The organism is Sporosarcina luteola (genome assembly GCF_023715245.1).
Classification (GTDB): Bacteria; Bacillota; Bacilli; order Bacillales_A; family Planococcaceae; genus Sporosarcina; species Sporosarcina luteola_C.
The window spans coordinates 248,334-269,808 of record NZ_JAMBNV010000002.1 but is presented as its reverse complement, the minus strand read 5'-3'; the positions used below and the strand labels follow the sequence as shown (position 1 = coordinate 269,808).

General features: G+C 45.3%; 21 protein-coding genes. 12 read left to right on the top strand and 9 right to left on the bottom strand.

Translation table 11 applies throughout. From position 1 onward, the window contains the following. Nucleotides 1-755: 755 nt before the first annotated feature. On the bottom strand, nt 756-1,520 hold the full coding sequence (gene pgeF, locus M3152_RS12850; protein ID WP_251695575.1) for a peptidoglycan editing factor PgeF: 765 nt from the start codon (nt 1,518-1,520) through the stop codon (nt 756-758). A 138-nt stretch (nt 1,521-1,658) separates the two neighbouring features. Between pgeF and M3152_RS12845 the strand changes: the two genes are divergently transcribed. The 3 genes from M3152_RS12845 (at nt 1,659) to M3152_RS12835 (ending at nt 3,671) form a co-directional block, all read left to right on the top strand. Next, nucleotides 1,659-2,183 carry an RNA polymerase sigma factor gene (locus M3152_RS12845; RefSeq protein ID WP_251695574.1) on the top strand — a complete coding sequence of 175 codons (525 nt, stop codon included), beginning with the start codon at nt 1,659-1,661 and terminating at the stop codon, nt 2,181-2,183. Beyond that, the gene (locus M3152_RS12840; RefSeq protein ID WP_251695573.1) at nt 2,176-3,453 is read left to right on the top strand and encodes a DUF4179 domain-containing protein; all 1,278 of its coding nucleotides are present in this window, start codon (nt 2,176-2,178) and stop codon (nt 3,451-3,453) included. Before M3152_RS12845 ends, M3152_RS12840 begins: the two co-directional genes overlap by 8 nt. A 68-nt stretch (nt 3,454-3,521) precedes the next feature. Continuing rightward, the gene (locus M3152_RS12835; protein ID WP_251695572.1) at nt 3,522-3,671 is read left to right on the top strand and encodes a YfhE family protein; all 150 of its coding nucleotides are present in this window, start codon (nt 3,522-3,524) and stop codon (nt 3,669-3,671) included. A 50-nt stretch (nt 3,672-3,721) separates the two neighbouring features. On the opposite strand, the gene M3152_RS12830 is transcribed toward M3152_RS12835, so the two are convergent. Further along, nucleotides 3,722-4,273: a DUF488 domain-containing protein gene (locus M3152_RS12830; protein ID WP_251695571.1), complete on the bottom strand. Its 552-nt coding sequence runs from the start codon at nt 4,271-4,273 to the stop codon at nt 3,722-3,724. Between the two features lie 176 nt (nt 4,274-4,449). On the opposite strand from M3152_RS12830, the gene M3152_RS12825 reads away from it, so the two are divergent. Continuing rightward, nucleotides 4,450-5,415 carry an alpha/beta hydrolase gene (locus M3152_RS12825; RefSeq protein WP_251695570.1) on the top strand — a complete coding sequence of 322 codons (966 nt, stop codon included), beginning with the start codon at nt 4,450-4,452 and terminating at the stop codon, nt 5,413-5,415. A 32-nt stretch (nt 5,416-5,447) separates the two neighbouring features. Here the strand turns inward: M3152_RS12825 and M3152_RS12820 are convergent, their stop codons facing one another. Then, nucleotides 5,448-5,636: a gamma-type small acid-soluble spore protein gene (locus M3152_RS12820; RefSeq protein ID WP_251695569.1), complete on the bottom strand. Its 189-nt coding sequence runs from the start codon at nt 5,634-5,636 to the stop codon at nt 5,448-5,450. Between the two features lie 145 nt (nt 5,637-5,781). Here M3152_RS12820 and M3152_RS12815 point away from each other — a divergent pair, with 145 nt between their 5' ends. The 3 genes from M3152_RS12815 to M3152_RS12805 all read left to right on the top strand — a co-directional run bounded on the left by M3152_RS12815 (nt 5,782) and on the right by M3152_RS12805 (nt 8,534). Continuing rightward, nucleotides 5,782-6,324, top strand: coding sequence for a histidine phosphatase family protein (locus M3152_RS12815; protein ID WP_251695903.1), 543 nt, complete (start codon nt 5,782-5,784; stop codon nt 6,322-6,324). 293 nt (nt 6,325-6,617) lie between these two features. After that, nucleotides 6,618-7,814 carry a DUF3238 domain-containing protein gene (locus M3152_RS12810; protein WP_251695568.1) on the top strand — a complete coding sequence of 399 codons (1,197 nt, stop codon included), beginning with the start codon at nt 6,618-6,620 and terminating at the stop codon, nt 7,812-7,814. 114 nt (nt 7,815-7,928) lie between these two features. Then, entirely contained in the window at nt 7,929-8,534 is a 606-nt protein-coding gene (locus M3152_RS12805; RefSeq protein WP_251695567.1) for an alpha/beta hydrolase, read from the top strand. Between the two features lie 220 nt (nt 8,535-8,754). Here M3152_RS12805 and M3152_RS12800 read toward each other — a convergent pair whose 3' ends face one another. From M3152_RS12800 to M3152_RS12775, 6 genes are all read right to left on the bottom strand, one after another. Continuing rightward, nucleotides 8,755-9,297, bottom strand: coding sequence for a hypothetical protein (locus M3152_RS12800; protein WP_251695566.1), 543 nt, complete (start codon nt 9,295-9,297; stop codon nt 8,755-8,757). Nucleotides 9,298-9,568: 271 nt separating this feature from the next. Next, entirely contained in the window at nt 9,569-10,990 is a 1,422-nt protein-coding gene (locus M3152_RS12795) for a HAMP domain-containing sensor histidine kinase (RefSeq protein WP_251695565.1), read from the bottom strand. Further along, complete coding sequence (locus M3152_RS12790) at nt 10,987-11,688, bottom strand: response regulator transcription factor (protein WP_251695564.1); 702 nt, start codon at nt 11,686-11,688, stop codon at nt 10,987-10,989. The genes M3152_RS12795 and M3152_RS12790 overlap by 4 nt, the downstream gene beginning before the upstream one ends. Nucleotides 11,689-11,780: 92 nt before the next feature. After that, nucleotides 11,781-13,424: a peptide ABC transporter substrate-binding protein gene (locus M3152_RS12785; protein ID WP_251695563.1), complete on the bottom strand. Its 1,644-nt coding sequence runs from the start codon at nt 13,422-13,424 to the stop codon at nt 11,781-11,783. 25 nt (nt 13,425-13,449) lie between these two features. Further along, complete coding sequence (locus tag M3152_RS12780; protein WP_251695562.1) at nt 13,450-14,418, bottom strand: dipeptidase; 969 nt, start codon at nt 14,416-14,418, stop codon at nt 13,450-13,452. Continuing rightward, the gene (locus M3152_RS12775; RefSeq protein WP_251695561.1) at nt 14,405-15,130 is read right to left on the bottom strand and encodes a gamma-glutamyl-gamma-aminobutyrate hydrolase family protein; all 726 of its coding nucleotides are present in this window, start codon (nt 15,128-15,130) and stop codon (nt 14,405-14,407) included. Before M3152_RS12775 ends, M3152_RS12780 begins: the two co-directional genes overlap by 14 nt. Nucleotides 15,131-15,396: 266 nt before the next feature. On the opposite strand from M3152_RS12775, the gene M3152_RS12770 reads away from it, so the two are divergent. The 5 genes from M3152_RS12770 to M3152_RS12745 all read left to right on the top strand — a co-directional run bounded on the left by M3152_RS12770 (nt 15,397) and on the right by M3152_RS12745 (nt 21,439). Then, on the top strand, nt 15,397-16,407 hold the full coding sequence (locus M3152_RS12770; protein ID WP_251695560.1) for an asparaginase: 1,011 nt from the start codon (nt 15,397-15,399) through the stop codon (nt 16,405-16,407). A gap of 43 nt (nt 16,408-16,450) precedes the next feature. Continuing rightward, nucleotides 16,451-17,386, top strand: coding sequence for an ABC transporter permease (locus M3152_RS12765; protein WP_251695559.1), 936 nt, complete (start codon nt 16,451-16,453; stop codon nt 17,384-17,386). Nucleotides 17,387-17,442: 56 nt separating this feature from the next. Further along, nucleotides 17,443-18,357 carry an ABC transporter permease gene (locus M3152_RS12760; RefSeq protein ID WP_251695901.1) on the top strand — a complete coding sequence of 305 codons (915 nt, stop codon included), beginning with the start codon at nt 17,443-17,445 and terminating at the stop codon, nt 18,355-18,357. 25 nt (nt 18,358-18,382) lie between these two features. Continuing rightward, the gene (locus tag M3152_RS18005; RefSeq protein WP_285847176.1) at nt 18,383-20,389 is read left to right on the top strand and encodes an ABC transporter ATP-binding protein; all 2,007 of its coding nucleotides are present in this window, start codon (nt 18,383-18,385) and stop codon (nt 20,387-20,389) included. Nucleotides 20,390-20,485: 96 nt separating this feature from the next. Next, the gene (locus M3152_RS12745) at nt 20,486-21,439 is read left to right on the top strand and encodes a winged-helix domain-containing protein (RefSeq protein ID WP_251695558.1); all 954 of its coding nucleotides are present in this window, start codon (nt 20,486-20,488) and stop codon (nt 21,437-21,439) included. Nucleotides 21,440-21,475: the final 36 nt, after the last annotated feature.

Genomic DNA, 21,475 nt, shown 5'->3' with positions numbered 1-21,475 from the left:
GTAGAACGAGCAGAGTTCGGGCAACTTCCCGCAATCGCCGTCATACAAGCAGAGTTCGGGTAACTTCACGAAAACGCCACCGCACGAGCAGGGTTCGGGTAACATCCCACAATCACCGCCGTATAAACGATGTTTGGGGAGCATTCTGGAACCACAAACATAAAAATCGTAAACGCACAAGCAGAGTGCGAAATACTTCGAAAAATCGTAAACGCACAAGCAGAGTGCGAAATACTTCGGAAAATCGTAAACGCACAAGCAGAGTGCGAAATACTTCGGAAAATCGCAAACGCACAAGCAGAGTACGAAATACTTCGGAAAATCGCAAACGCACAAGCAGAGTACGAAACACTTCGGAAAATCGGAAACACACAAGCCGAGTTCGAAATACTTCCCGCCGCCAAAGTACTAGTCCGTTTATGTCATGTGACAGGTGTGGCCGAAACAAATTGAAAGTAACTTCACGAAATCGGCGGGTCACAAGCAGAGTGCGGGCAACATCCCGCAATCGCCGTTGCACAAGCAGAAAAAGGGTCACTTCGCGCAACCGAAGAAACAATATATTTGATACGAAATTCCGACCTAATTGTAGAAATCGAGCCACTTGCCGCACTCGATTCTTCTGATAGCAAAAATATGTAATTTGGACAAATCAAAGTTCAGTGAGTGCATGGTAGCAATGCAAAAATACCCGTCCAGCGCATTACATGCAGGACGGGTACTTCTATTTATACTCGGCTTTATAAGCTATTGAGTCATTTGCCGTTTCTCATAACAAAGCTCAGATGCCTTCCCGCTTTCTTATCTTGGCGATACGAGAAACCATCGGGGCTTATGTAGGTGCATGTCCGATCAAGAGTGATCCGTTCGGGTGGAATACCCGCTAGCTCGAGTTGCTTCTTCACGGTTTTTTGGTTGTCGATATGGTATTTATTCGTAGTCTCATTGAAATACATGTATTCATCCGCATACCCGAGCGCCTTGAACTTTACATAGACATCCTCATCCACTTCGAATTTCTCCTGACTTAACGCCATTCCGATTTGCACGTGAAAATCTCCAGGCTTGCACCCTTCAACTTTTTTCAAATGGTCAAACATTTTCAACGTGATTTCCTTGACGGTTCCTTGCCAGCCGGAATGGATTACACCGATGAGGCCGTTCGCTTCATTCCAAAAAATGACGGGTACGCAATCTGCCGTGAAGCTGCAGAGCAGAACATTTGGTTCAATGGTGTAAAGTGCATCTGTATCCGGAATGGCGGTCGCTCCAACCTCAGCGCCGCGCCCCTTATCGGCAACCGTCACCTTATGGAAATTCGCACTATGCGTTTGACTAGCGCTGACGAAATCCGTCAGCTCACGTTGTAGGGAATCCGCCAATCGCTTCCGGTTTTCGATGACGGATTCGGGCTTCTCACTTGCATGAAAAGCCATATTATTATGCTCCGGCCGACGTTCATCCTTCAAAGTCGTTCCAGCAACAAATGTTTTATTGTCTATATATATTTTTGTTTTCATATTATCACCTGTTCTTACTATACGCGATTCCGTCGCGGACAACCATGACGGGTGTGCCGTTTTCGATTAAGTTTTTTCTTTCCAAGAGAAATGAACTTTTTAGCGGTATGATGACTCTTATAGGGGAGAGGTGAGGTCGTGAAGGTCGTTCGGTTAGTGAAAAAAGCGAAAAAGGGGCATAAAGAAGCGTTGTTGGAATTGATTATGGCGCAGCAGGATGATTATTATCGTCTAGCTCTTTCATATATGGGAAACTCGCACGATGCTATGGATGCGATGGAAGAAATGATCGTCAGTTTGTATGAAAAAATGGGCCAATTAAAAAAGGAAGAATCCTTTTATAGCTGGAGCAAAACCATTTTGGTGAATCGCTGCAAGCAAATGTTGAAGAAGCAGGGCAAGGTTGTATTGCTGGATGATTGGGAACCGTATGATTCCACCCACAATCCATACCTGCAAAGCGAACAGCAAATGGAAATCAAAGAGATGTTGAAATTTGTGAGTGAACACCAGAAAGAAGCGATCCAATTGAAATACATTCACGACTTGGATTACGAAACGATTGCCGTAATGATGAATGTTTCGGTCGGTACCGCAAAGTCCAGAGTCTTTCAAGGTTTGAAGAAAATAAAGGAACAGTATAGGGGTGAGATTAATGAGTGATATCGAAAAAGAACTACTTGAACGGAAGAAACAGTTGGACACTGTAACAGCACCTGATGAGTTGGAAGGGCGGCTCAGGCAAGCGCTGGAAACTGCTCCTGTTAAACAGAAGCTGAAGCCCAAATGGCCGATCGCAGTAGTTGCCCTCTTATTCTTATCTTTTGTCGGCTATAACTATAATGGGTTTGCCTATTACGGGAAGAAAATAATGGGGTTCGATGAAGTGATGAGCGGGACACTTGCCGAGCTGAATGAAGAAGGAATGGGGCAGACAATAGGGAAGAGTGTTTTACTTGAAGATGGAACGGAATTTACTGTAGATGGCATTATGACGGATGCCAATCAGTTGATCCTTTATTATACCTTAGCAAATACAAAGGAAACTGAAGATATTCCATTCATGACAATTACAGGTTTTCTGACAAACTCACACCAAGGAGGCGGAATGTCCATACTTAATGAGGAGAAATCCGAAATCAAAGGGCAAATGTCATTTGAACCAGTCAGCCCATTTGCGAAGAAGTTAACATTGGAATTTTCGAAGTGGACTCAGGAAGGAAAATTGATAGAAGGAACTATTTCATTCCCCTATGATCCAAACAAAGCAATGCAAACCGAAATCCAGCAGAAAATCAGGAAAAAAGTGAAAGTCGACAAAGGGACAATTACATTCAAAACAATAACAGCCACTCCTTCATTAACAATAATTAAAGGGAAAGTGAATGTCGAGAATCTTAGCCGGGTCAGCCTTCCTTTTGAAAAAATAGAGTTGCTTGCGAACGGAAAGTCAGTTGAAATGGTAGGTGGCGGTACCAGATCAGCGCTAGGTGGCACAAACTTCGATTTGCGTTTTGACGGACTGCCTAAGAAATTGGATTCCTTGGAGCTAATTGTTAAGGAATTCGTCGGTTATACAAGCGTCGATGAAAACATTCCGCTTACCCCGATAAATGAACAACCGTACGTGATAAAGGGCGAGGATATTTGGGTAAGGGATGTAATGAAAACGGAAGACGGAATCGAAATTACAATTGCTTCTAATGATGATGTCCTCTTCGATGGCGTTACAATTGAGGGCCAGGGAAATTCCTCTCCGCTCGAAACAACCGTTAGGCAAGACTTTGAAAAGTTTCATGACGGAAGGATTTTGAAGGTACGTACATTGGTATTTTCATCGGAAACGACACCTGAATATTTGAGAATTAAAGGAATGCATCATATGAAGCCGATAAATTATAACATTGAAATTCCTGTACAATCAGCACGATAAAATCAATCGGTTAAATTTCAGCGGTCCGGGAAAACTGATTGTAGATTGACGGAAAGGAGCATTTTTCTATGAATCAGAAAAAGGAGCCGCATGAAAGGTTCACCGAAAAAAACAACGGCTTGAGTTCTACCCAAGAAGTGTTATATGCAAAGGAATTTAAAAGTGCCGACAAAGCTGCTAAAGAAGATGAGAATAAAAATCGTAAAAAAGACCAATAATGAAAAGGCCACGATTGATTGCAACCCCCCTGCAATCAGTCGCGGCTTTTTTAATGCGTTTCTGGATACGTTACTGTTCCATCTGTATTGTGTTTCGGCGATGCCCCCCATTTGCCGGGTTCATGCTGCTCGATGAGAGTTTCGCCTTTTGGACCGTCTATTATGTGGCATACCGTCCATCCATTCAACGCAAGCCAATTGCTGATTACTAAACGGTGGCACCGGGCGGGATGGCGTTCCGAGCAACAAATTGCGACTCTTTTAGATACAGCTTCCTCTTTTAACTGTTCCATCCCCTCCCGGAATTCAGGTTGCAATGTATAATCTGCGTAGTTATGGAAGGATTGATTATTCCATGCAGCATTCACCTCATCATCGACCACTTTCGATTTATTTCTGCGTCCGCCTAACGATTTCATAGTCTTATAATCAATGCCGTTTTCCGGCAGCCATTCCTTCATCCGATCTTCGTGGAAATGAGGGAATTTCCGACTTCCGGGGAAGGCGCGCACGTCAATAAGCATAGTAATCTCCCCATCACGCAGCAGTTTCAGGAATTCCTCTTTCGTATGAGTGGAATGACCGATTGTAAATAATTTCATGCAGATCACCTGCTTCACATAGACTTCAAGTATGGTAATCGGTACCCCGTGGAATTTGAGTTAAACAATCATTTCAAAATGGTAATTTAAAGAACTATTAAATTATATATATAAACGTAACTATTATCCGATATAATAAGAGCAGGCAGTTAACTGCCGAGAGACTATAAGAGGGAATGAGAACAATTAAAATAAATTGGAAGAAATTATTGGTTATTTTGTCAACCGTCTTCCTAGTCATACAGATTGCGGGCAGCTTCTTTTTCTTTGAACTTGCAGTCAAGCGCGGACCGAAAGAGTACTTACAGGGAAATGCCGATTTGGAAGTGTCCGATCAGACATTGGATCTTTATTTGAAAGGGGATTGGAAGAAATGGGTCGCCGCCCAGAAGTTCGAAACGCTACATCTGACTTCACGGGATGGACTGAAGCTATCAGGCTACTATTTACCCGCCGCGAAGCCGACAAACAAACTTGTCATTTTGCCGCATGGCTATTTAGGCCACGCAAAACAGATGGGTCTTTTCGGACAATATTATCATAATGATCTTGGCTACAACATCTTCATGCCGGATGCGCGGGGGCATGGAAAAAGTGAAGGTGATTATTACGGATTCGGATGGCCGGATCGGCTCGATCTCATCGATTGGACGAATCTGTTGGTGCAAAGGCTTGGACCGAAGTCGGAAGTGGCCTACCATGGATTATCGATGGGGGCGGCGACAGTGTTAATGGCGAGCGGCGAGGAAGGCCTTCCGCGTCAAGTGAAAGCCATCATTGCAGACAGTCCCTACCAATCCGTATACCAATTATTCACCTACCAGATGAATCGGATGTTCCATCTGCCGGCTTTTCCATTGTTGGATAGCACAAGCGCTATGACGAAAGTCCGTGCCGGTTATTCATTCAGGGAAGCTAGCGCTCTGAAGCAAGTGAAGAAAACGAGCGTACCGGTATTTTATATCCATGGAATGAACGATACGTTCGTGCCGACGGAAATGGCGGGGGAATTGGAACGGAACACTTCGAGCGACAGTGAAATATTCCTCGTCCCTAACGCAAACCATGGCGAAGCCTTTGCGCTTGCCGGGGAGACATATAAAGTGAAGGTCGGTCATTTCCTCAATCGTTATATGAAGTGAAAAATCGGTTCCCGTCATGGGAACCGGTTTTTTCATTCTGGAGGCTCGTTCGCTTTTCGAATTTGCGCCGGATCGGTGTCGCTGTATTGCGCAGTTCCTATGCCACCGGTGCGGGCAAGAACTTCTTTCACTTGGTTATAGGTCAACCCCGAGTTAGCATTTTGCCGTTTCACTTCTTCGATATCGGTTCCTGCTTCAGTAACTTTTTTCGAAATCTTCATTATCTCCACCTCCATGCTATTAGAGTTCCATGTAATGTGCTTTTTATTCCCTTACATGAAGTGTTAGTATTTAGAAAAGAGCAACAATGTTTTCTTTGATGCAACCAAGGGAAAAACAGGAATGGAGGTGGTTGAATTGGAAAAGGTGATTTATATTGTGCGCCATTGTTCAGCGGAAGGTCAGTCACCGCATGCGGATTTGACTGCGGAAGGCATCGTCCAGTCGGAGAAGCTTGCTGAGTTTTTTGATGAGCTGGCAGTGGAGCGAGTCATTTCAAGCCCGTTCATCCGTGCCCGGAGGACTGCAGAACCAATTGCGGATAGAAAGAAGATCCATATCGAAGAGGACAGCCGATTGGCGGAACGAACATTGAGTTCACATGCATTTGAAGATTGGCTATTAAAATTGGAAGATTCTTTTCTTGATTTCCATTTAAAATATGAAGGCGGAGAGTCATCCCATGAAGCGATGGAGCGCGTCTGTAAAGTCGTAGATGAACTGCCGGACGGTTCGAAAACCGTGCTCGTCACACATGGGAATCTAATGACATTGCTGTTGAGATGTTATGACGAACGGATCGGTTTCCAGGAGTGGCAGGCGTTGACGAATCCAGATGTGTTTCGTGTGCATGTGACCGATAACGGTGCGCAAGTGGAACGGATATGGAAGGAAGAGGCCCTTCTATGATGTTTGGCTGCTGGATAGTAATTTATGCTCCTTTCGTTATGACGCGAAGGGATTTTTTTATGCTATCCAAGCTTTATCTATTGAATATGTAGAGTTATCTATCGGATCCAGCGAGTTATCTATTGAATATGGAAAATTATCTATTGAATAAACGCATTTATCGCCAAATAGGGACTTAAGACCCCTGTCGGCGATTGTTTCGCGATTCGGCAACAAGGGCATTGACAATAAAAAGCCGTCAAATGTTTAGGCGATCTGTCAATGCAGCAAAATGAAAATAGGAGGCGGTCCGTATGCTATTTGAAATCAAATCAGTGAAGCATGAGCATGACCTGATTTCATTCACATGGAATGATGTTGGTGGATTTTACAACGTGTACAAAGACGGCGAGCATTTGTATGAAGGATCCGTACCGGAATTCCAGGATGGTGACTTCAAACATGGCAAGCTATATCACTATATGATTGAGCGCGTGGAAAACAATCAAGTCGTCGATGTTATCGCGATGCAAACCTCGGCATTCGCCGAAGAGAAAAATATTGAAAACCCTTTGCAGTCGCTAGTCATGACGACAATCGTCGCGAGAACGCAAATCGCCCTGGCATGGGAGGGGATTAAAGAAGTCGATGAATATGAAGTGTACCGGAATGGGGAGTTTATGGGGAAAGTAGATAAGACCAGATATATCGACCGTGATATTGACGTGGACCAAACATACGTCTACACGATCCGTTCCAGACGCCCACTGAAAAAATCCGAGGAGATGCTGACGTCGGTTAAATCGGCTGTATCCAATTTATTCGGCTTGTTGAATCCAGCTACTTCCACATCAGAATCGGCAGTTGAAACGTTTACGACAATCAAGTCAATCGGCAAGCCCTCCAAATTGCTGAGGCCGGTCAATGAACGTGAACAGGAAGTGGAAAACATTGATCGGTGGAAATTCCGCTATACGACGTTCCTCGCGGATAAGTGGATACGAAATCCGAATCCACTGTCACCGAATCATTTTTTTGAAGGTGACCAAAGGGGATTTGATCCGAATGGAAACGGCTTTCGAACACGCGTCGATATTGAGCTGGCTTACGACGAGAAAGGTGAGCCGATGAAGTTTTCGAAAGAAGTAGGACCAACAGTCGCCTACGATCATCTGAAGCGCTTCAGGGAAAAAGCGAAAGCTTCAGCTGATGGGATAACGATGAAGAGGACCGACCACCGTAAAGGGGAAAGCGGTTTTGTATTGGAGCATTCTGTCGGTAATCCGCTGACGACCGCGCCGAAAATCGACTATGAAGTGAATGCTGTGTTTAGAAGGCATGGCACATATGATATGTCGGGTTATTTCGACCCTGCTCCCCATCACGAAATCTATTTGATGAGAGGAAGAGGAGAGGAGTGGCAGCCCATCCTACAAGTCGAAAGCAGAGGACTTGGCTTCATGTCTGAAGCAATCGCATATCATTATTGGCGTTGCTCTAGTTTTGAATGAAACAGCCCTTTTGACAGTGGGAAGTTGTTCTGTTACCATTACCTTGAATTCAAGATATGTGATTTAGGATACTAAATTCTAGTTAGATATACAATGAATCAAGGGGGAGAAATCATGAAGCATATTTACAAGCAAGGAACCGACCCGTCAAAACCGACTCTTCTTTTATTGCATGGAACAGGTGGAACCGAAGAGGATTTATTACCGCTTGCAGGATTGATAGACCCGGAAGCCTCCGTACTGAGCGTGCGGGGGAATGTGCTGGAAAACGGGATGCCCCGGTTTTTCCGGCGACTTGCGGAAGGCGTTTTTGATGAGGAGGACTTGATTTTCCGAACGAAGGAACTTCATTTATTTCTCGACGAATCGGCGGAAGAGCATGGATTTGATAGGTCGAATATTGTCGCTGTTGGCTATTCGAACGGGGCAAATATTGCGGCGAGCCTGTTGTTCCATTATGCGAATTCGTTAAAAGGGGCTATCTTGCATCATCCGATGGTACCGAGGCGGGGGATCCAGCTGCCCGATATGGCGGACCTTCCGGTGTTTATTGCCGCAGGGAAGAATGACCCGATCTGTCCGGCGCAGGAGACAATCGATCTGCAAGAGCTGTTAGCGGGTGCGGGTGCTTCGACGGAAGTCCATTGGGAAATGAACGGACATTCGTTGACGCGGACGGAAGTGGATGCGGCAGCGGAATGGTATCGTAAGAATTTTTAACATGAAAAAACCGATCCAGTAGGGGTCGGTTTTTCGGATTTATGCGTGAATAATGCTTTTTATGCGTGATTATCGGGGGTTATGGACTTTTATCGGGCGTTATGCGTTTCTGGAGAGATTTATGAGCTTTTAGAAAACTTTATGCGTTTTTGGGTAGAATTATATGCAGTGGTAATGTAATAGGAAGCCGCTCCTCTTTATTGGACCGGCTTTTTTGCGATTATCCTGTTTTTTGCGGTCGTTGCCATATGAAGTACGAAACAGAGATGGCGAAATCGATTCCCAGGACGAGCGCCCAAACTTTCAACATACCGGATAAGGCTTCGGTTTTGGACGGGTCGTCGATTAGATAAATCATCAGGAAAAGGAACGCTCCGCCGATAATGAATGCGAGCACATGCTGCAAGGAACCTTTCATGGAGTGTTTGGCATAGGCAAGGCCATGTTTACGGACAGGTTTCGGGCCTTGTTTTTTGATGTAATACAAAAACCGTTCGTCCGCCCAGCGGATCATGCTTTTTCCATAAGCGATTGAAACGCCGAGGTAGATGGCGGCGATTGCATGGACTTGCGTGGCGGTTGCGCCGTTGTATAGATCGTTCGCTGTGACAATGAGCAAAAGCAAATCAATGACTGGGGTTAAGGCTAGAAAGAATAAACCGAGCTGTTTTCGATTGAATATATATCTTGTGATGAGTCCGGCTGCGATAACGACCCAAAATCCGATTTCACACGCAACAATTATCCAAGCAATGAAGTTCATAGAAACACCTCGATAGTTTCATTAAGTTACTTGTATCGTACCATAGAGTGGAAGACTTTCATTCATAACTATGTGAATTATTGGAAAAACTTGCGTGAAAAAGGTCTGTCAATCGGCGGGGAGCCGGTTGACAGACCTTTCTACATTTCACGAACAAAACTGAACATTTTACATGGCTTACCCTGCCGGTGACAACAAGGTTAAAGTTGGTTGAACTGGCAAGGGCCCATTCTTTCGCATCCAGGGTCCATTTATCTAATCAAAGACTCCATTATTCCTCGCACGCAACCTCACCCGGCAACTCAATCCTGAATTTCGTCCCTTCACCTTTCTCACTCTCGACTGCAATCGTTCCACCGTGCATGGTCACCAGCTGCTTCACAATCGATAACCCGAGTCCGAATTCGCCATATGGATTCGTCGTCCGTGAGTCGATTGCCTTGTAGAAACGGCTCCAAATCTTCTCGACTTCCCCAGCATCCATTCCGATTCCGGTATCCTCGATTTCGATGACCGTCTTCTCCTTCGACGTATATCCCCGGAGCCAAATCGTTCCGTTTTTCGTGAATTGGATGCTGTTTTTCGCGATATTAATTAACACCTGGGTGAGCCGGTCATAATCGGCGAAGACAGAAACTTCCTTCCTAACGTCTACAACGATTTTATCGCCGCGTTCGGCAGCGGTATCCTCAAGTTGCTCCTCAATGATTGCGAGCAGTTCACCAAGTTGGATCTCCTGTTTCACCAATGTCACTTGATTCGAACGGATCTTTTCGTAGTCGAGATTTTCATTCACAAGGCGGATGAGGCGCATCGTTTCGCTGCTTGCTAGTTGCAGGCCACGCTTCTTTTCCGATTCCGAGATCATATCATTGCGCAAACCTTCGATGATGCCGCGGATTGTTGTAAGAGGCGTTCGGAGTTCGTGCGACACATCCGCCATGAATTGCCGGCGGCGGTTTTCAAGGTTTTCGATCTCCTCTGCTGACGTTTCAAGCTTCTCGACCATCCTGTTGAAGTCCCCCGCAAGCTCTCCAATTTCATCGACGCCCGCGGTCGGAATCCGTACGGAATAATCGCCTTGCGCCACATTCGCAGTCGCAGAACGAAGCCGATTGATGCGCCGGCCGTGGAAAGTCGACAGCAATCCGCTCAATAATAATGCAATCGCGAGCGCAATGACCGTTGTGTAGATCAAATAGCTGTTCATCTGCGAAATCACTTCCCGGGATCCTTTGATCGGGGAGGTTAATAAGACACCGCCGACAAACTGCTTCCTATGGAAATAGGGGAGGAGGACGAACGTGACCGCCTGTTCGAACCGTTTGAATTCCTGTTTCACAGTGACCGTTTTCCCGTTTTGCAATTCCCGCCACTCTTCCTCATTCAGTTCAATTAAAGGCGTTTTCAGTCCGGTCGAATAAATGATGACGGACTTTTCATCGAATAAGCTGTATTGGATATCCCTGCTCTCCAATACATATCCGTATGATTTCAAAATGGACCGGGAATTACGTTGGTCCTGCTCGATATCCGTCAATATCGATTGTCCGTAGGAGGCGAGCTCTTCCGTTTTATTGTCATAGACAAACTGCTCGACGAAATGGGAGAACAGCAGGCTCAGGATGAGAAAAGCGATGATGATAACACTGAAATGGCTTGCGAGTTGCTGATAGAAGTATTTGATCTTCATTCCTGCTCACCAGTCGTTTCGTCGAATCGGTAGCCTACGCCCCATACTGTATGGAAAAATGGCTGATCCGGCTTTGACACCTTCGACCTCAATCGCTTGATATGCACATCGACTGTCCGGTCATCGCCGTAAAAGTCATAGCCCCACACTCGATCTAGTAGCTGCTCGCGCGAAAACACCTGCTTTGGATGTTGAATGAAAAAATGGAGCAGATCGAATTCCTTCGGCGTTAAATTCGGTACCGGCTTGCTGTCCAAGAACACTTCACGGGTAGCGGTATTAATAGTAAAGTGCTTCGTTTTCAGTGTGACGACATCAACACGATCCTCTTTCGCGATCAAATACCTGCGTGTAACAGCTTTAATGCGTGCCATGAGCGCAAGCGGACTGAACGGCTTTGTTACATAATCATCCGCACCCATCTCAAGTCCAAGAACCTGGTCGGATTCACTATTTTTCGCTGTCAGCATGATAATCGGCACTGCAACTTCGGCTTTTCGCAACTTTCGACAGATTGTCACACCATCCATCCCAGGCAGCATCCAGTCGATAATCAGACAATCCCAAATTCCCGAGACAGCCCGTTCATAGCCTTGGAGTCCGTCTTTCACGAACTCGCCGTAAATCCCTTCCTTTTCAAAAAACAGTTCAATCATGGAAGATACACTTTCATTGTCTTCGATTACGAGGATTTTCATATTCAGTCCTCCTATGTAAAGGTTTCTTTATTCTATAATTATAACGGAATGAATAAGAAAAACCCGCTTAGCCATCTAAGCGGGTGAGTGGATTATTCGTCTACTTTAATCGTCTTTAATTCTATGGAAGCGCCATACGGGTGGATGATGACACCTTTGACGTTCGGCTTTTGCAAGAATGCTTTTCCTTCGAAGTATAACGGCCCTAATGTGCCGTCATCGACGAGCATTAATTTCTCTGCATCAATCAACATTTGAAGGCGTTTGTTTTCATCCGCTTCGACAAGTGCGTCGTCGATCAGCTTCTTATATTCCTCGTTGAAGTAGTTCCCGCGAAGTCCTCTTAACGGTTCTCCGATCCAAAGGCTTAAAATATCCATCGCATCGTTATAGTCCGCGCCCCAACGTGAAATACCCATTTGGAATTCGTTCGCTCTCATTGCATCCAAGCGGCCGCTGTACGGTTTTGTATCGATTTGCACGTCGATGCCTAGATTCTTTTTGAATTCACTTTGGAGGAAGATCGCTGTGTCTTTTGCAATCGTATCGTCTGCAGTCAAAATTTTAAGCGGTGGAAGTTCGCCGACTTCGGCGATTCCTTTCTCCAAGTATTCTTTTGCCTTTGCGACGTCCATTTTCACGTGGTCTCCGCTCAACTCACGGAATGTTTTATCGCCATTGCCATATACGCCTGCTGCGACTAGTCCGTAGGCAGGGGCTGAGCCGTTGTTCAGAACAGTTTTTGTCAATGTCTCCGCGTCATATGCTAGTTGGAAAGCTTTCCGGATATTGACATTGTCAAATGGTTTTTCAAGGAAGTTGAACTGTAAATACCAGGAGATGAATTCCGTTTCGGTGCCGAATTCCTCGCTGTCCTTGTAGGAATCAACGTCAGAAGACGCCAAGTAAACACGATCTAATTCGCCTGCTTCATATAGGTTCAATGCAGTGCTTTGTTCTTTGATGACTTTCATCGTAACTTTGTCGACATCTACATTGTCAACATCCCAATACTCTTTGTTCTTCACTAACGTAACGCCTTGAGCTTGATTGTATTCAGTCATAACGTACGGTCCGTTATACAAAATCGCATCCGCTTTTAATGCGAATTTATCTTCGCCGACTTCGTTAATGAATTTTTCGTTCAACGGGAAATACGTTACGAAAGCCGTTAAACCAAGGAAAAATGGTGTCGGTGTTTTAAGAGTGACAACAAGCGTTTTCTCGTCGGGAGTTTCAATTGCAACTGTTGATGCGTCAGCCTCGCCATCCACAAATTCCTGTCCGCCTACAATATAATCGGATAGGATGTTGGAATATGCGCCCGCCGTATCAGGGTGCATTGCCCGCAACCAAGAGTATTTGAAGTCTTCAGAAGTGACAGGGTCTCCGTTGCTCCATTTAATGCCTTCGCGCAGGTGGAATGTATACGTCAATTTGTCGTCGGACACATCTACATCTTCCGCCATAGCGGGCTGCGGTTCGTTGTTTTCATCCAAACGGTAAAGCCCCTCCATTACGTTGTTTAACACGGAGAATGAAATCCCGTCCGTCGTCAACACTTGGTTCAAGTCAGGGATATCATTGGAAAGGCTCAAGTTGACAACCTTTTCTTTACCTTCCTTTTCGCCTGTTTTTTCGCCATCATTCTTCTTCGAGTCGCTGAAGCCGCAGCCGCTTAAAAAGACGGCCATGATCAAAGAGAGCACGAGTAAAAAATTGAACTTTGTTTTCATTGAAATCCTCCTATTCTACTTAACCTTACGAAAGCACTTCTTCCTCTGGTAAATGCTGTGGAATCTTCTTACCGGGACGGTGGTCAAGGAAGTTCTTGTATGCAAATCCTTTCACTTCATCCTCGCTATATTTCTTCAACAACTCGTTGATCAAAGCCGGTTGCATAGAAGCATCTTCAAGACCGATAATTTTTTCCGAAATGCCGTCGAAATCCGAACCCAGCCCTATCTGACCTACACCCCCAAGGGAACAGAAATGGTCGATATGAGTGATAAGATCCGATACAGATACTGGGCCTTCTTCAATCACGAATGGCGGATTGTAGACGACATGGATCAGTCCGTTCTTGTTGAATAAATGCGTTGCCTGCTCATCTGTCAAATTCCGCCGATGATTGCAGACCGTTTTCGAGTTGGAGTGGCTCGCAATCGGAAAGTGCGCCAAATCCATGACATCCCAAAAAGCCTTCTCGCTTAGATGGGAAACATCCGTAAGAATCTTGTTTTCATTGCAGAATCCGACAATTTCCTTCCCGAATGCAGTAAGGCCAGCCCCGCGCTCTTCTCCGACACCATCCGCTGCCAAATTGGCATTATTCCACGTCAGCCCAATCGATAGGACCCCAAGCTCCCGAAGAATCGACAGCTTTTGCATATCATTCCCAATGCAATCTACTCCTTCAAGGGTGAGAAATGCGCCAATTTGTCCTTCCTGGAGCTGATCAAAATCATCCCACGCTTTGAGAGCTTTCATATTCTGGTTTTTGCCGATCACTTCGGTATAAAAGTAATGGATTTGATCGAGTGCTACTTGGAATTTCTGGTCTGACTTAATCGAAGGTGAAATGAATATGGCGAAGGCTTGGATATGGCATCCGCCTTGCTTCAGCTTTTCATATGTGACATCGAGATCGTTGGAATCTGTGAATGATAGATTCCCTTTTGATTTGTGCATTCGAGCTAATACATCACAATGTAGATCAATAACTTTCAACTGCAACCATCCTCTCAACGCAAGCTTTCATATAAGCCTCGAATAAGCGCATGGAAACCTGATCTTCATTTTGCAGCAAAGCCTCGGGGTGCCATTGTACGCCGACGACGAAATGGTGATCCGTACTTTCAACCGCCTCCACAATTCCGTCACTAGATTTGCCCGAGACGATAAGAGGGGAAGGGATCTCCTTCAGCGCTTGGTGATGGAATGAATTCACCATGATCTTCTCGGAGGTTGTGATGGATTCGAGGATAGTTCCTTTTTCAATATGGATCGCATGGGATGGGTGCTCCCTTTTCGCTTTTTGATCATGCTGCAATACCGGACTGGCGATTTGCGAATTGATGTCCTGGTAAAGCGTTCCGCCTAAAGCGACGTTCAGCACTTGGTGGCCTCTGCATATGCCGAGGATCGGTTTATCCGCTTCGAGCATATGCGTTACAAGCTTCAATTCATTCGAGTCTCTTTCGGGTGTGACGTTTCCGAGTTGAGGCACAGGCTCTTCATTGAAAAGTACGGGGTTCATGTCTCCTCCGCCTGAAACAATCAATCCGTCAATAAGTGCAGTAATTTGCTGTACGTCGCTTTCCACCCCGGTTGGTATGACAAAAGGTATGCCACCTCCAGTGATGACCGCCTGGATGTACGTGTTTTGAAGCGTATGCGCAGTTGAATCTAAGTTGGAAGTAATGCCGATAATCGGTTTCAATATCCAATCCCCCTTCTTAAGTGAAAGTAATTTTCCTTACATACACACCTCCAACCCCCTCATCAGAATAGTCTGACGAATAAGTTGTAATAACCTTATCAAACCTGAAAGAACCTTTCAAGTTGTTTTTCAACTATTTTATTTAATTTGTATTAATAAAATAGGTCGGTAGACTGAAAATATTAATTAATTGGGTAATATGGTTGAAATAAGTTGTTTCAAGCTTTATACTTATTTGAAAATATTGAGAATGGAAGTGTTGCAGAATGTCCGAGTTACTCGTAACGGTCGAGAGGGGCCAAGTAGTTGAAAGTATACATAGAGGTGACATTGCAATTGTCCGTGCAAACGGTGAAGTGATTTCCTCCGTCGGTGATATTGAAAAGGTTGTATTTGCACGCTCCTCCATGAAGCCGTTGCAAACCATTCCGATTATCGAGACGGGTGCAGCCGACCATTATCATTTTGAAGATGGGGATTTGGCTTTAGCTTGTGCTTCGCATAACGGTGAAAAGCAGCACACTGAAAGAGCCGCATCAATCTTAAGCAGATTGGAATTGGAAGTTTCCAATTTAAAATGCGGTACCCATCCACCAAGATGGCAGGAGGCGTATGAAGAACTGATTAAAAGTGGCGGCGATGTAACGCAGATCCACAATAACTGTTCTGGAAAACATAGCGGAATGTTGGCGACGGCAAAACATATGGATGAAAGTATAGAAGATTATTATAAAATCGACCATCCCGTACAACAGAGAATCCTTTCGGTTATTAGTGAACTGACAGATGTACCGATGAAAGAGATTCAAATCGGTATAGACGGATGCGGCGTTCCGGTTCATGGAATTCCATTGCGGAATTTGGCACTCGGATTTGCGAGAATGGCTGATCCGAGCGGACTAAATGAATCAAGGCAACAATCGATTGGCCGAGTAACGGCTGCGATGATGAATGCGCCGGAAATGGTTGGCGGCACTTCTCGCTTCTGCACTGATTTCATGAAACATATGGATGGAAAGATGTTCGGCAAAGTCGGTGCGGAAGGGGTCTATTGTGTAGGGGTGCCAGAAGCGGGCATCGGGATCGCCGTCAAAATCGAGGATGGCAATAGCCGTGCTACAAACGCCGTTATCATGGAAATCCTCAGCCAGATGGATCTAATTGATGAGCAGGAAGCAAAAGCTCTTGAGTCTTATCATTTCCCTACTCTGTTGAATGCAAGGATAGAGAAGGTAGGTATGTTGAAACCCGTATTTTCCATTTACCAAAGAGTATAAGACGAACCTATGAACAGGATATTCATGTGAAGGGGTGAAAGGGATGAAGAAATTCATTGTCGTCAGAGTCGTTAATATCATCCTGACATTAGTTGTCATTGCGACAGCCACATTTTTCTTGATGAAACTATTGCCTGGGTCGCCTTTTGATGAAGAGAAGCTGGCCGGTCTGACGGAAGAGGCACGGATTGAATTCTATGCCAAATACGGATTGGATAAACCGCTGATCATGCAATACGGAATCTATATGGAGAACTTGGTGAAGGGTGACTTGGGAACGTCCTTTTACTTTAAAGGGCAAAAGGTTGAATCGCTCATCAAAGACAGGATTGGTCCTTCAGCGTTGCTTGGCTTGCAGGCAGTAATTTTAGGGATGTCGATTGGCCTCGTTTTAGGGATGATTGCTGCATTCAGGCATAATACGGCTTGGGATTATTTCACGATGTTCATTGCGGTAATTGGTGTGTCTATACCGAACTTTGTTTTTGCGGCGCTGCTGCAATATTATATTGGTTTGAAATGGGGAATCCTCCCCGTCGCTTTCTGGGAAAGCTATAGCAGTTCGGTATTGCCGACAATTGCTCTAGCCATGATGGTCATCGCACTCATCGCCCGATTTACGCGGAATGAAATGCTCGAAGTGCTCCAGCAAGATTATATTTTGACTGCAAAATCAAAAGGGCTTTCAAAGTGGAGTGTAATCTTCAATCATACACTCAGAAATTCACTTATACCGATCATTACAATATTGGGTCCGATTACCGTCAGCTTGCTCACGGGCTCTCTCGTTATCGAAAACATTTTTGGAATTCCCGGAATTGGAAGCTTGTTCGTTGACTCGATCAAAGTGAATGATTACACGACAATCATGGGATTGACGCTGTTTTACAGTGCGTTTTACATCCTTACCATATTAGTCGTCGATTTATTATATGGAATCATCGATCCGCGAATACGTTTGACTGAGTCGAAGGGGTGAGGATGATGGCAAACAACGTTAAAGAATATGGAGCCGGATTGGATGAATTAGCCGGAATGGATTTCGATGACAATGACTTTGAAGTCGTCGGGCACCAAAAAGAATCACAGGAAGTCATCACTCGGCCGCAAATGAGCATGTTCAAGGAAAGTTGGATCCGCCTCAAGAAAAATAAAGGCGCGATGCTCAGTCTTGTCATTCTATCCATTCTGATCGTCATGGCGATTATCGGTCCGTATCTGAACGAGTATTCGTACGAGCAAACCGATTATGATAAGGTGTTCCAGAAACCGAGCGGCGAGCATTGGCTCGGGACGGACCGGTTTGGCCGTGACCAATGGACCCGGGTATGGGAAGGTACGAGAATTTCATTATACATCGCGTTTTTGGCTACCACCCTCGACTTGATCATCGGCGTTATGTACGGAGCTATTTCCGCTTTATTAGGCGGTCGGGTGGATAATGTGATGCAAAGGATTATTGAAGTGTTGGTCGGTATTCCGAATCTCATTTTGATCATCTTGCTCATCATGTTAATGAAACCAGGGATTGTCACGATCACCATAGCGATGGTCATTACAGGTTGGGTGAATATGGCGAGGCTTGTCCGTTCACAAGTGTTCAAGCTGAAGACCCAGGAATTCATTCTCGCATCAAGGGCATTGGGCGCTTCGAATGGCAGGCTCATCAAGGAGCACTTCATTCCGAATACGCTTGGTCTCATCATCGTCAATATGATGTTCACGATTCCTGCCGCGATTTTCACGGAAGCATTTTTAAGCTTCATCGGCCTAGGATTGCAAGAGCCGCTTGCTTCTTTAGGTGTATTAATAAACGACGGATTCCAGGCAATGAGAAATCATTTCTATCTCTTGCTGTTCCCGGCTTTGGTCATTGTCGGACTGATGGTCTGCTTCAACCTGTTGGCGGACGGCCTACGGGATGCACTCGATCCGAAAATGAAAAAATGATGTGTTGATCCGAGGGGGGATTTCAATGAAGCCATTACTGGAAGTGAAAGATTTACATGTATCTTTCCATACCCAAGCGGGAGTTGTAAAAGCCGTCAGAGGTGTCAATTTTACAATTAATGAAGGAGAGACTTTAGCCATTGTAGGGGAATCAGGGTCAGGGAAGTCGGTCACATCAAAAGCGATCATGAAGCTATTGCCCGACAAAGTCGCTACATATGATAGCGGACAGGTCATGTTCGACGGTGAAAACCTGCTGGAAGCCCCGGAACGTCGAATGGAGGTCGTCCGCGGATCCGAAATCGCTATGGTATTCCAAGACCCGATGACGGCACTGAATCCTACGATGACAATTGGAAAGCAAGTCGCGGAAAGTGTCGTGAAACATCAAGGGTTATCGAAAAAAGAGGCGCAGAAACGTGCCATCGAAATATTGGAGCTCGTCGGCATTCCGGAGCCTGCCACCCGTGTGAGTCAGTATCCACATCAGTTTTCAGGCGGGATGAGGCAGCGGGTCGTCATCGCGATTGCTATCGCGTGCAATCCAAGGCTCCTCATTGCGGATGAGCCGACAACGGCTTTGGACGTAACAATTCAAGCGCAGATTCTGGAATTATTAAAAGACATTCAAAAACGTATGGGCACGGCGATCATCCTGATCACCCATGACTTGGGCGTGGTAGCGAATATGGCGGACAAAGTAGCTGTCATGTATGCAGGGAAAATCGTTGAAGAGGGAACTGTTAATGAAGTTTTCCATGAATCGCAGCATCCATACACGTGGGGTCTAATGAAATCGATTCCCGATTTAGATGTGGAAGAGGTGCTATACTCCATCCCTGGATCGCCTCCGGATTTAATGCACCCACCAGTAGGGGATGCGTTTGCTGTGCGGAACGAATTTGCATTGGCCATCGATTATAAAAATCAGCCACCGATGTTCAAAGTGTCTGATAGTCATTATGCAGCAACTTGGCTGCTTCATCCGAAGGCACCCGATTTGTCGACAGTTATTCAAGTGAAAGAGAGAGAAAGGGTGACAGTCGCGAAAAAGAGGAAAAGCAAGACTGCCGATCACTCTCCAATTATCCAGGTGAAAGACTTGCATAAGCATTTTCATTTATCCGGGAATAAGCAGCTGCGAGCTGTTGATGGTGTTTCTTTCGATATTTACAAAGGGGAGACGCTTGGCTTGGTCGGGGAGTCGGGATGCGGAAAATCGACGACAGGTAGAACTATCATTCGTCTATATGAACCGACGGGTGGGGAAGTGTACTTTGACGGCGAGCCCATTCATGGGCAATTGAACAAAGGGCTAGAAAATCGGATGAAGCAGAAGATCCAGATGATTTTCCAGGATCCGTATGCTTCACTGGACCCTCGTAAAAAAGTTCTCGATTCTGTAGCGGAAGGCATCGATGTCCATAGACTTGCAGACAGCATGAAAGACAGGAAGGATATTGTTCAAAACTTGCTTGAAATCGTAGGGCTAAATAAGGAGTTTATGAACCGGTATCCGCATGAGTTTTCAGGGGGACAAAGGCAAAGGGTAGGGATTGCCCGCGCCTTGGCGGTAAACCCCGATGTTATCATTGCGGATGAGCCGATATCCGCGCTCGATGTATCGATCCAGGCTCAGGTAGTAAATTTGCTGAGGGATTTGCAGTATGAGAAGGATTTGACGTATTTATTTATCGCACATGATATTTCGATGGTGAAATATATTAGCGATCGCATCGGTGTGATGTATTTAGGGAATCTAGTTGAGCTTGCTCCTACGAAAGCAATTAGTGAAAACCCTCTTCATCCTTACACACAAGCTTTAATGTCAGCAGTGCCGGTGCCAGATCCTGTGGAAGAACGGAGCAGGGAACGGATCGTTTTGACAGGGGATCTTCCGAATCCGATGAGTCCGCCGACGGGATGCCGTTTTCGGACGCGCTGTCCATATGCAATGGAGAAATGTAAAGAAACTCCAATCTGGAAAGAGGCCGAAAAGGACCATTGGGTTGCCTGTCATCTCATCAATTGAACGAAGTGAATCTGCTTATAGAAAGGTCTTCATACCGGGTGAATAGGGTATAAGGGACTGAATGAGTGGTTGGATAATGGAAGATGAGGAGAAAGAATGAAAACCAAAATTCATATTGTCTCGATACAAGAAGGTTATTTAACGATAATCTCTGAACAGCTGGAACTTATTTTTGGTGATAAAGCAATCATATCAAAATTGGTCGTTAAGGATTTGGATGGGGATAGCATTGGTGAAGAGGACATTGTTGTTTTATCACGATCGATTCTGATGGGGGTCATACGCCCCTTCATTCCGAAAGAGTGTAAGACGATCATTGCACATCGGGAAGTGAATATCGCAAATACGAAGCGATTGATTGATCTGCCTGCCGGCCAGAAACTATTGGTTGTCAACGATACACTTGAAAACGCTCAGGAGACCTTGGACTCGTTAATGAATATCTTCTTTACACATTCGTACTATTTGGATGACGAAAACAATCCGGGTCAAGAAATTCCAGAGGATATCGACTATATCGTCACACCCGGAGAAATTGAGTTCGTCCCAAGCCAATTTTCAAATGTGATCGACATCGGTGATCGGCTGCTTTCGTACGGGACAGTATGGGCAATCGCGGAAGCTTTGGAGGCGGGATTCACTCATGAACAAATGGTGAATCGTTATGTGAAATCCCAAGTATCCCTTGCAGAGCCGTATAGAGTGGAAAATAGCTTCAAAAAAGAATCCTTTGCTGAAGCTGCACACCTTTCACAAAACGATATCCTTTCCATTGACAAAAAAATTGAAGAGCACGGCTTCTTGAAGGAGAGCATCGAAATATTAAGCATTTATGCTGAAGGAAAGGCTCAACTTAAAACGTTTGGACGCATAAAACTGAAGCAGCTTTTGGGAGAGCAAGATATTCACTTATCCGAACAGCAAATTCGCCTCCGATTGGAGGTTTTGCAAGAGCTAGGGTTATTGAACGCCCGCCAAGGAAGAAGCGGAACGACAATCACGATTTTTGGGGAACGCTATTTGCAGGCAAAAGACGTAATTCAATCGTAAATAAACACCTCCGCCACAACTGAAAATGGCGGAGGT